Here is a 10,251-nt window from a genome sequence, read left to right on the forward strand (position 1 = left end):
TTTAAGCCCCCATCATCGGCGTGCGCGGCAAAGGGCGTTTGCTTGACTGAAGGCTGGACAGTTCCATGCATGATGCTTGCGTAAAACTACTGGTGATATTATTCACCGCTCTCAGTGATAAGCTCATGGGCGGGTTGCCCGCTTCACGGTCTTCAATGTTTAATTGCTTTGCAGCACGCTCGGCTTCGGAAACTAGATTCGCAATGCTGCCTTGATGCTGGGTGTTCAGCTGTTGCAACCTCAGTTTTTCGTCAGGTGCCAATGCAGAATTATTGGCAATATTAAAAGGGATATTGCCTATGCCTTCGCCATATTTGTTCTGCAACGCTTTTACATAACACGCCTGCGCCGCAAGCGCCTGTTCAAAACGCTCAACCGCGCCCGTACGCGAAATTGCTAACTGGATGGTGGTAATACTGGCAAGGTCTTGGGCTGTTAAATCGGCCATGCGTCCTATAACCGCGTGTTGCTAATGTGTTGGCAAATAGTCTAAATTGGGCGCATTGAAACACTGTTAATTTGAAATACGCCTTGAATAACGGCATCTTATGACCCTCACCACCCGTATCATTCCCTGCCTTGATGTGAAAAATGGCCGCGTGGTCAAGGGCATCAATTTCCTTGATCTGATCGATGCAGGTGACCCCGTGGAACAGGCCAAAGCCTATGATGCACAGGGCGCGGATGAACTTTGCTTTCTTGACATCACCGCAAGTTCGGATGGCCGCGCCACATTATATGATGTCGTGCAACGCACAGCGGAACAGGTGTTCATGCCGCTGACCGTTGGCGGCGGTGTGCGCAGCGTGGACGACATCCGCAAACTATTACTATGCGGCGCAGATAAAGTGTCCATGAATTCCAGCGCGGTGGAACGCCCTGCCCTCATCAAAGAAGGCGCAGAAAAATTCGGCAGCCAATGCATCGTGGTTGCGATTGATGCGCGGCGCAATCCCGAAGGATCGTTCGATGTTTATGTAAAAGGCGGGCGCGAAAACACCGGCCGCGATGCCATCAAATGGGCGCAGGAAGTGGCAAGCTTGGGCGCGGGCGAAATCCTGCTCACCAGCATGGATAAGGATGGCACGAAGTCCGGTTTCGATTTGAAACTGACGCGTGATATTGCGGACGCCGTGAACATTCCCGTGATTGCATCGGGCGGTGTCGGCACGCTTGATCATTTGGTGGATGGTGTGCGTGAAGGCCACGCCAGCGCGGTTCTGGCCGCCAGCATTTTCCATTTTGGCACCTTCACAATTGCACAAGCAAAGCAGCATTTGGCAAAGGCCGGCGTAGCTGTTAGAATTTAACGTAAGACTTAACTTGCCCTAGCGGTTGCGTCACCCGCGATAGCGGCAGACGCAGAGCGAATGGCAAATAACACTTACATAGAAAATCATGTCCGATCTATCCATCCTGAACGAATTATTCGAAACCATCGAAAAACGCAAAAAAGCCGATCCGGAAAAATCATACACCGCAAAATTATTCGCCAAAGGCCGCGCCAAGATTGCGCAAAAGCTGGGTGAGGAAGCCGTGGAAAGCGTCATCGAAGCGATGCGCGGCGATAAGCACAAACTGGCCGAAGAATCCGCCGACCTGCTCTATCACCTGTTGGTCGTATGGGCCGATGTGGGCATTGCACCCGCCGATGTTGCCGTCGTGATCAAAGACCGCATGGGCTATTCCGGCGAAGAAGCCAAGAAGCACAAAAAGGGCGGGGATTAACCGCACAGGCACGGTTGGTTGACTATAACATAACATCGCCCGAGCGGTTGTTCCGCGCAGCGGAACAGAGCGAAAAGCGAAAAAAGGATTTGATATGTCCTACGATAACAACAACATCTTTGCGCGTATTTTGCTTGGTGAAATTCCGTGCAAGAAAATTTATGAAAGCGAATACGCCCTCGCCTTTCACGATATCCACCCCCAAGCGCCGATTCACGCGCTGGTTATTCCCAAAGGCAAATTCATCGATTTTGCTGATTTTGCAAAACGCGCCACCATGGAAGAAAGCGCGGGCTTTACTAAAGCGATCGGCATTGTTGCCGAAACCCTTGGCGCGCATCATCAAGGTTACCGCATCATCAGCAATTGCGGCGTTAATGCGCATCAGGAAGTGCCGCATTACCATGTGCATATTCTGGCTGGCCGTCCGCTCGGCCCGATGCTAAATAAGCAACCTTAAAACCCATTTAGAAAAGAAAACCCATGACACGCCCATCCGGCAGAGCGCTTGACCAACTTCGCACCATCGAACTCATCCCCGGCTTTGCAAAATATGCCGAAGGCAGTTGTTTGATCAAATGCGGTGAAACCCATGTGCTGTGCGCAGCAACCGTGGAAGAAAAAGTTCCCCCCTTCATCAAAGGCACGGGCCTTGGATGGGTCACTGCCGAATACGGCATGTTGCCGCGTGCAACCTTGGAACGCACCGACCGCGAAGCCGCGAAAGGAAAACAATCCGGTCGCACGCAGGAAATCCAGCGTCTGATTGGCCGCAGTCTTCGCGCGATTACTGACCGCGCTGCCCTTGGCGAAATCCAGATCAAGCTGGATTGCGATGTATTGCAAGCCGATGGTGGCACGCGCTGCGCATCCATCACGGGGTCCTATGTCGCGCTTCACCTTGCCTGCCAGACCTTACTTAAACGCGGCAAGATTAAACAAATCCCGCTAACCGATACCGTCGCCGCAATTTCATGTGGCATTTATAATGGCGCAGCCGTGCTCGATCTGGATTACGCCGAAGATTCCACCGCGCAAGCCGACAGCAATTTCGTACTCACCGGCGCAAAAGGGATTGTGGAAATTCAAGGCACCGCGGAAGAAAAACCGTTCAGTCAGGAACAATTCACGCAGCTATTAACCCTTGCGCAAAAAGGCATTGCCGAGCTAACGGAAAAACAGAAAAAGATTTTAGGTTAAGCGTCGAGTGGGCCTTTGGGCGCCGATCTGAACGGCGTTTCCAGCGAAGCCTGCTGTATTCTTGCATTGCCGCGCGGCGCACCTTCAACAGGCGCTTCAGCTATAGCAGGCATGATGCCAAAACCTGGTGTTTGCTTATGTGCCAATACCTGCTCATCTGTCATGGCTTGAACCTTCATTTTTGCCATTAAATAGGCCGCGCCCGGTTCACCCAAACGCCCTGTTAGGCTGCTATTCGCAGCATCTGAAGCGGGACGGGGAAGATTTTGAAAAAATGACATCACTAATCCTTATGCTGCTCGGTTGCCAACGGCCGCTTTGGCCAAACTTACACCGCAACTCGATGCAATCAGTTCACAACGATTAAAATCTACAATTCCGTCTTTCTTACAACGATCCAGCGCATACGCAAACCCTTTGACAAATTGCGTGTAGGGTTCTGGCCACTCGCCCTTTAAATGTTCATACGGGTTGCGTCCCTGATAAAAATCAAGAACCGCGCTTTCTGCTTTTTTAATGTCAGGCAAGCTCAGGCGCTCCTTTAATTCGTCTAATGCGCTTTGTGGTCTTCGTTTTCCAAACCCAAACATGGCTTCCGCGCATCCCTAAAAACGGTAAATCAACATAGCTAAAATTTGATATTTCAGCTTCCAGTTTACCCAGATACGGTTATTAGAAACTTAATTTCACGTCTCTAAACCATGTATTATTTTAAAAGCAGTGCATCAAAAAACTCGGCAGACACAAGCAATACTGCCATTTTTTGAACTAGTGTGAAGGTTTGTTAAGGAAGTCTTCGTTACCCGGCATATATTTATCGGCCATGGTGTACATCATTAATTGCATATCGGCGATGCGCATAGTCTGCGCGTGCTGCAACTGGGCGGCCTTTTCATTCACCAGCGATAATGCGGCGCTAAGCAGCTTCACTTCGGTTTGCAGTTTTTGCAACACATGACGCTGCTCGGCCAGTTCCTGCTTCAACAAGCGGTTTTCATCACGCAGCATCTGGCGAAGCTGTTGCTCTTCATTGGCGCCGTAAGTGGGTTTTTTCAAATTCGCCCCATTTATAAAATGCGAATTTGTATTACATCAAATGTTCATCACTAAATCGCTAAGGACACATATATATATATGCGCTTTAGAAAAATATTTATCGCCAACTATGCTTAACAGCGCTTAAGCATACGCCTTAAGTGACCATTATTATGCTACGCGGGGACCAGCTGATGCCGGACGCGCTGTAGGCGCGGCTGTTGCGCTTGCTACTTGTTCCGGTTTTGGTGCTGATGACGGCGAAGATGATGGCGATGCTGCCGCGACCTGATCCGGTTTTGGTGCCGAGCTTGGCGCACTGCTTGCCGTTGATGCAACCACCGTGTTTGCAGCCGATGGCGTACCTTCAATAACATGTGGCGCGGCATTTTGAATGGTATTGAAAGTTGCCAGACGCGCGGTAGAGCTTTGCGACTGAAGAATCGGGCTATGGCTTGGCAAACTTGCAAGATTACGGCGCGACATTAAGCCACGCGGCACAACCGATGCCATCGGCCCAGCCGTCGGCGTGCTGCTTGGTGTACTATCAGCTTCAACCTCGATTGGGTCGAGCACAATAGTACTTGTAGGAACGCCGCTTGGCGTACCCACTGTCGCCGATGGAGTGGAAGACGGTGCTGATGATGGCGCTGATGATGGCGCTGATGACGGCGCTGATGACGGCACTGATGACGGGGTTAATCCAGCAACGCTTTGGAAATCCTGCGGCTTATAATTATCTACTTGTGTCGTTGTAATCCGGCCATCCAATCCTTTGGTACGGATAGTAGCTCTACCATCGCGGTCCACACTTACATGTTCTACGCGGCCATCTGGGTGGCGTGTCCATATCACTTGTCCGCCATCATCATTCGATGTGAAGGTTGTGCGTTCAACGCCATTTTGTCGCTCTGTAACCAATGGCCCGCCATGCTTTTGTTCAATCGTGCGTGTCGCTGTTGGCGTTGAGCTTGGCGCAGAGGTTGGAGACTGGTCTGCCACAGCTGAAGGTGTCGAGCTTGGCGCTGAAGTTGGAGATTGGTCTGCCACGGCAGATGGCGATGCGGATGGTGCTGAACTTGGCGCAGACGAAGGAGCAGATGTCGGGGCATTTGCAACTGCTGTTAATGGCTCTTCCGTTCCAGGATAGAATTTGGTCGGGTCGCTTTCCAACACATACTGGCCTTGTGAATTGCGAACATAGCGGTCCTTACCCTTCACAATTTCAGCTGTCCATGTTCCATCCGGACGGCGTAGAGGATTCCAGATGGTACCATCATCCTTTCCAATAAGGCCTTCCATGCCGGGGCTAAAGCCACGCAAGCGTGTATCGTTTTCAATCGTTGGCGGAACAGTTTCATCCACCACCACCCGCGGGCGCTCCGGCTCTCTATGAAGCAGCGCATTTGGCGGAATTGGCGTTGCATTCGTTGGCGTTTCTAAACGCGAGAAACGGCGGAATGAACGTGGAACGCTTGGCGTTGAACGCGGCGCCTGTGTTGGCTCGGAAGTTGGCGCTGAACTCGGCGCAGATGATGGTGCCTGTGTTGGTGCCTGTGTTGGCTCGGAAGTTGGTGCCGAGCTCGGCGATGAACTCGGCGCTGAACTCGGCGCAGATGATGGCGCGGAGGAAGGTGCAGCGGTCGGTGTTTCAGCTTTTGGTTCTTCAGAACGGCTAAACCAGCCCCAAACCGTTCTACCCCAACCTCTGACCCGGTCCAGAATACCCGGGCTTTGTGGTTCAACCTGTTCTGCGCGTGGCACTCCAGAGGGTGTTGCGCTTGGAGTTGCTTCTGCTTTTGCGCTTGGCGCAGAGCTTGGCGCTGCAGTTCTTGGCTCCGAGCTTGGCGTTGAAACAGGTGCTTCGCTCGGTGTGTTATCTGCTGCTTCGCTTGGCGTCGAAGATGTTGGTGTGGAATAATTTGGTGTTGCGGTTGGCCGTGATGAAAAATTCTGCGGCGCTCTGCTGAACGGTCTCAGCAAACTCGGGACGCTTGGTGTTGCCGTTAAGCTTGCACGCGGGCGCGAGAACGGGGCGCCAGATTGCGGATCAATATCGGTGACATTCTCGGGCGCTTGTTCAACGCCGCGTTCTTGTTCAATTCGCTCAGCTTCTCTGCGACGGCTAGGCGTACGCGGATCAGCGTCAATCCGTTGCGAAAATGGTGCGCCAGAAGGTGTAACACGTGTAACAGCGCCGGGCTGCTGCACAACGCCGCGCTCGCGTTCAATCCGTTCCGCTTCGCGGCGTTCTTCTTCGGTGCGCGTATCGCCTTGCTGTATAAGCGGCGCAGAAAACGGTGCGTTCGATTTCGGATCAATGCGCGTCACCACATTGGGAACGACATGCACAACGCCACGTTGTTTCTCAATCTCTTCTGCTTTTCTACGCTCTTCTTCGCCGCGCGGATCAACATAGGCTGGTGGCGCTGGCGGTCCATAGACATCACGCTCTGGCGCTGGCGGGCCATATACGTCAAACTCTGGACGATAGCGCGAAGTATAATGCGACGGCGGAATATAGACGGTGCTCACAGCTGCTGCGGCAAGCACCGCGGATGAACCCACATCATCGCCCACGCCGCGCGACATGTTACCACTGAGTGTACCGGTTACCGGTACAAACCCATCGGAATACGCTGCCGCAATCAAGGCTGCTTCCGCTGTCTGACCACGTCGTCTGCGTTCATAATTTGCCCATGCTGCTGCAATCTTGTCGCTGCCTCCCAGCAACAAGGCGGCAGCGGCCATCGCTTCGGCAGAGCCCACATTTGCTGCACGAATACGTATCCATGCCGCGCGAATTTTTTCTTCCTGGGTGCGTGCTTCCTGCTGGCGCTCTTGTTGCACCTTGCGGGTCATTTCTTCCTGTTTGAGCCGCTCGCTTTCAATCGCATTGTCGGTAATCGTCACCGCATTGGTAGATTGCGCATTGACCTGTAGGGCATGAAGAAAATCACGCGCATCCTTGGGGTTCATCCCACGCAGCAATCCTTGAACCGCAGCAATCACATGCGGCGCATGTGCATGTTGTGCGCGCGGTAATTGCGACATTACCGCTTCGGTGATTTTGTTGGTGTTGTAATTATTATCCGGATCGTCTTCGTCACGCGGATGCCACAACGCGTCAACGACACCGCGCGCGCGGTATCTATGTTGATCGGTGATATGCGGTCCGAAATTTGGTGGCATCACGTCTCGTAAAAAAATAAAATCTAAAATTTTATCTACTGTGTTTATTCACAGCAAAAAATCATCGGCACAAAATTTTCGCCAAATGCTCTAAATGCCTTTAAATTATGCGTTATATTGCTAACTAAGACGTTAATTTTACCAAGCATTCATTTTCTTTTAACGCTATATTAACCACGATTGGAGCAGACGCACACATGACACCCCTTTTCGCTGAAAAAAAACTGGTTATCGCCACACATAACGCAGGTAAGGTTAAAGAATTCGCGGTTTTGATTAACCAAGATGGCCTACACCTGCTATCGGCGGGAGAATTGAATTTACCCGAACCGGAAGAGACAGGGCTGACCTTTGCCGAAAATGCGTTGCTCAAATCACGTGCCGCCGCATCTGCCGCGCAGCTTCCCGCGCTTGCGGATGATAGCGGATTGAGTATTGATGCACTGGATGGCCAGCCAGGAATTTATTCCGCGAGATGGATGAAAGAAACAGGCGAAGGTGCGGTTGTTCCAAGTGCAGGTTCGGTTGTGCGAAGCACAGAGGCTTCGCACCAACAGGGAACAGAGCAGTCGCGCCAAACAAATCCTGCATTTCAAAAAATTCAAACCATGCTTGAAGAGAAAAACATCAATCCAAATGGCGCAACGGCATCGTTTATTGCCGTGCTTGCCCTTACCCTGCCAAGCGGAAAAACCTATATGGCAGAAGGAAAAATTACAGGTCAGCTATGTTTCCCGCCGCGCGGTGATCACGGCCATGGGTATGACCCCATTTTCATTCCCGATGGTGATACCCGAACATTTGCCGAAATGACCATGGACGAAAAAAACAATTACAGCCACCGCGCGCGTGCCGTTTTGGAATTGAAAAAACAAATCGGATGAAACCTCTCGCGCTTTACATTCACTGGCCTTTTTGTTTAGCCAAATGCCCCTATTGCGATTTCAACAGCCACGTCAATGCGCGCATCGATGAACGGCGCATGGTGAATGCGTTGCTGTCCGAAATGCGCTATTGGCATGAACGGATTAATGCGCGTCCCCTCACCTCGATCTTTTTCGGGGGTGGCACACCTTCCCTGCTCGCGCCGTCCAATGTCGCGCTGCTGCTCAATGAAGCGCAAAAATGTTTTGGCTTTGCAGCGGATATCGAGATTACCCTCGAAGCCAACCCCACCAGTTCGGAAGCAGAAAAATTCAAAGGCTTTGAAGCTGCGGGTATCAACCGCCTATCCATTGGCGTGCAATCGCTGAATGATGCAGATTTAAAGGCGTTGGGGCGTGAACACAGCGTTGCGGAAGCCATTGGCGCGATTGAAATGGCGCAGCGGATTTTTAGGCGTCATTCCTTCGATCTGATTTATGCACGCAAGAACCAAACCTTGCAGCAATGGGAACATGAACTGCGCGATGCACTAAAACTTGCCGCCGCGCATTTATCACTTTATCAACTCACCATCGAACCCGGCACGGTGTTTGCGCAAAAAACGGCTGCCGGCCAGCGCTTTACCGCGCAGGATGATGTTGCGGATGAGATGTATCGCCTAACACAGGATATCTGCGCGGATGCAGGCCTTCCTGCCTATGAAGTTTCCAATCATGCGAGGCGAGGGGAGGAGAGCAGGCATAATCTTTCCTACTGGCATTACGATGAATATATCGGCATCGGCCCCGGCGCGCATGGTAGAGTAAGAATGGGACGCGTGAGTATAAACGATCATTATTTCTCGACCAATACACTGCGTGCACCAGAGATGTGGCTACGCGAAGTGGAAGCCAAAAAAATCGGCCTTGAAACCCAAACCGAATTATCGCAAAAAGACCAGAAAACCGAGCATTTATTGATGAATCTGCGGCTTTTTTCCGGCATCGATAAAGCGGATTGGCAAGTGCGATACGGCGAACCGCTCGATGCGTTTTTGAACAAAGCGAATAAGAATTTTTATATCAGCGAACATTTTCTAATCGAAGATGATAAGGTCTTGCGCGCCACGCCGCAGGGAATGATGATGCTAAATGCATTGACCGAAAAACTGGTGGCTTAAACAGGATGCGGCGCAGGCCACTGATCATGGTCACGATTTCTTGCACGGCCTTGGAAATTGTAATGCTCGGCTACGGCGGCAATCTTTTCCGAACCCGTGCGGATCATATCATTGAACATTGTGTGTGCACTGCCCAGAACGCGCGGGGCAACTTGTGTTGCATATTCAAGTGTATGCCGCGCAGCTGCAACAATACCGCCGATGTTTTGTCCACCCACTCTGCTATCGCCCGTCACATGCGCTCCGGAAATATCTGGCGTTACGGCACCGCGCACATTCAGCGAGGCATTATGTATGCGTGCATTATTCAAACGCGTTCCGGCACTTGCTTCAATGGTCAAAGCACTTCCGGCAAAATTCGTATGATCAAAAATATTCGGGCCCAATTTTACATTACCGCGTGTATTGCTACCAAATCCTGCTGCGCCATGGGTGTTCAAATACACATTATTCAAGCTCGCGTCATGGAAGCTCGGCGATATTCCGCGGAACTCAATATTATTGATTGCGCCACTCAGCGTCGCGGCTTTGCGCAAATTCACAATCGGGTGCAAATTGCGCACCGTACGGACACGGGACTGCACACGTGTAATGGCCTGAACCATCTGCTGGTAATAATCATCCTTGCCGTTCGAATAGAATACAATCGGAATATTGGTACCTTCAGTCGTGGAGATGAGTTCACGGTACTGCCGCACACCTCTGCCCATCATTCGGTTATAAAGCGTACTGCTGCGCGGTGAATTGACGGGATCATGTCCCATCAACAGCATTTCATTTTGATAGTGGTGCGCGGCAAGAGCAGAGTCATCAGGGCGCGGCACCGCCATACGGCCATTCCATGTTCGCTGTATTGATGCACTTCTACTCATCAACTCGCCTATAATAAAAAACTTTAAAAAACTCTGGTTAAATCTGACCCTGTGGGCCATTTCCAACCGCTTGATTTAAAACACTAAATTCGACGCATACAGTAAACTTTTAAGCCTAATATCGACATACTAGACCAAAATCATAGGAATTGCAAAACTTTCATGGTGAATATTTTAAGC

Annotated in this window: 12 protein-coding genes; 6 read left to right on the top strand and 6 right to left on the bottom strand. The window is 51.2% G+C overall.

Going from position 1 to position 10,251, the window contains the following annotated elements; translation table 11 throughout:
- Window position 1: 1 nt before the first annotated feature.
- Entirely contained in the window at window positions 2-448 is a 447-nt protein-coding gene (locus SFW65_08310) for a hypothetical protein (protein ID MDX1923114.1), read from the bottom strand.
- A gap of 100 nt (window positions 449-548) precedes the next feature.
- Here SFW65_08310 and hisF point away from each other — a divergent pair, with 100 nt between their 5' ends.
- The 4 genes from hisF (at window position 549) to rph (ending at window position 2,928) form a co-directional block, all read left to right on the top strand.
- On the top strand, window positions 549-1,310 hold the full coding sequence (hisF, locus tag SFW65_08315; protein ID MDX1923115.1) for an imidazole glycerol phosphate synthase subunit HisF: 762 nt from the start codon (window positions 549-551) through the stop codon (window positions 1,308-1,310).
- Between the two features lie 88 nt (window positions 1,311-1,398).
- Window positions 1,399-1,728, top strand: a complete 330-nt coding sequence (locus tag SFW65_08320) for a phosphoribosyl-ATP diphosphatase (protein MDX1923116.1) — start codon at window positions 1,399-1,401, stop codon at window positions 1,726-1,728.
- A 94-nt stretch (window positions 1,729-1,822) separates the two neighbouring features.
- On the top strand, window positions 1,823-2,188 hold the full coding sequence (locus SFW65_08325) for an HIT domain-containing protein (GenBank protein MDX1923117.1): 366 nt from the start codon (window positions 1,823-1,825) through the stop codon (window positions 2,186-2,188).
- 23 nt (window positions 2,189-2,211) lie between these two features.
- Window positions 2,212-2,928: a ribonuclease PH gene (gene rph, locus SFW65_08330; GenBank protein MDX1923118.1), complete on the top strand. Its 717-nt coding sequence runs from the start codon at window positions 2,212-2,214 to the stop codon at window positions 2,926-2,928.
- On the opposite strand, the gene SFW65_08335 is transcribed toward rph, so the two are convergent.
- The 4 genes from SFW65_08335 to SFW65_08350 form a co-directional block, all read right to left on the bottom strand.
- The gene (locus SFW65_08335; protein ID MDX1923119.1) at window positions 2,925-3,209 is read right to left on the bottom strand and encodes a hypothetical protein; all 285 of its coding nucleotides are present in this window, start codon (window positions 3,207-3,209) and stop codon (window positions 2,925-2,927) included. The genes rph and SFW65_08335 overlap by 4 nt on opposite strands.
- 9 nt (window positions 3,210-3,218) lie before the next feature.
- Entirely contained in the window at window positions 3,219-3,455 is a 237-nt protein-coding gene (locus tag SFW65_08340) for a hypothetical protein (protein MDX1923120.1), read from the bottom strand.
- Between the two features lie 241 nt (window positions 3,456-3,696).
- Window positions 3,697-3,984 carry a hypothetical protein gene (locus SFW65_08345; protein ID MDX1923121.1) on the bottom strand — a complete coding sequence of 96 codons (288 nt, stop codon included), beginning with the start codon at window positions 3,982-3,984 and terminating at the stop codon, window positions 3,697-3,699.
- A 150-nt stretch (window positions 3,985-4,134) separates the two neighbouring features.
- The gene (locus tag SFW65_08350; protein MDX1923122.1) at window positions 4,135-7,155 is read right to left on the bottom strand and encodes a hypothetical protein; all 3,021 of its coding nucleotides are present in this window, start codon (window positions 7,153-7,155) and stop codon (window positions 4,135-4,137) included.
- Between the two features lie 197 nt (window positions 7,156-7,352).
- Here SFW65_08350 and rdgB point away from each other — a divergent pair, with 197 nt between their 5' ends.
- Both rdgB and hemW read left to right on the top strand, forming a co-directional pair.
- Window positions 7,353-8,039 carry an RdgB/HAM1 family non-canonical purine NTP pyrophosphatase gene (gene rdgB / locus SFW65_08355; GenBank protein MDX1923123.1) on the top strand — a complete coding sequence of 229 codons (687 nt, stop codon included), beginning with the start codon at window positions 7,353-7,355 and terminating at the stop codon, window positions 8,037-8,039.
- Window positions 8,036-9,199: a radical SAM family heme chaperone HemW gene (gene hemW / locus SFW65_08360; protein MDX1923124.1), complete on the top strand. Its 1,164-nt coding sequence runs from the start codon at window positions 8,036-8,038 to the stop codon at window positions 9,197-9,199. Before rdgB ends, hemW begins: the two co-directional genes overlap by 4 nt.
- On the opposite strand, the gene SFW65_08365 is transcribed toward hemW, so the two are convergent.
- Complete coding sequence (locus SFW65_08365) at window positions 9,196-10,071, bottom strand: hypothetical protein (protein MDX1923125.1); 876 nt, start codon at window positions 10,069-10,071, stop codon at window positions 9,196-9,198. The two genes, hemW and SFW65_08365, sit on opposite strands and share 4 nt — an antisense overlap.
- Between the last annotated feature and the right edge of the window lie 180 nt (window positions 10,072-10,251).

The sequence above is a fragment of the Alphaproteobacteria bacterium genome (assembly GCA_033762625.1).
In the GTDB taxonomy this organism is placed as follows: Bacteria; Pseudomonadota; Alphaproteobacteria; order UBA9219; family RGZA01; genus RGZA01.

Excerpts from the sequence above, each read along its gene's own strand:
- SFW65_08350 (MDX1923122.1), bottom strand. The coding sequence starts at position 7,155 with ATGCCACCAAATTTCGGACCGCATATCACCGATCAACATAGATACCGC.
- SFW65_08320 (MDX1923116.1), top strand. The coding sequence starts at position 1,399 with ATGTCCGATCTATCCATCCTGAACGAATTATTCGAAACCATCGAAAAA.
- SFW65_08335 (MDX1923119.1), bottom strand. The coding sequence starts at position 3,209 with ATGTCATTTTTTCAAAATCTTCCCCGTCCCGCTTCAGATGCTGCGAAT.
- SFW65_08325 (MDX1923117.1), top strand. The coding sequence starts at position 1,823 with ATGTCCTACGATAACAACAACATCTTTGCGCGTATTTTGCTTGGTGAA.
- hemW (MDX1923124.1), top strand. The coding sequence starts at position 8,036 with ATGAAACCTCTCGCGCTTTACATTCACTGGCCTTTTTGTTTAGCCAAA.
- rph (MDX1923118.1), top strand. The coding sequence starts at position 2,212 with ATGACACGCCCATCCGGCAGAGCGCTTGACCAACTTCGCACCATCGAA.
- hisF (MDX1923115.1), top strand. The coding sequence starts at position 549 with ATGACCCTCACCACCCGTATCATTCCCTGCCTTGATGTGAAAAATGGC.
- rdgB (MDX1923123.1), top strand. The coding sequence starts at position 7,353 with ATGACACCCCTTTTCGCTGAAAAAAAACTGGTTATCGCCACACATAAC.
- SFW65_08365 (MDX1923125.1), bottom strand. The coding sequence starts at position 10,071 with ATGAGTAGAAGTGCATCAATACAGCGAACATGGAATGGCCGTATGGCG.
- SFW65_08310 (MDX1923114.1), bottom strand. The coding sequence starts at position 448 with ATGGCCGATTTAACAGCCCAAGACCTTGCCAGTATTACCACCATCCAG.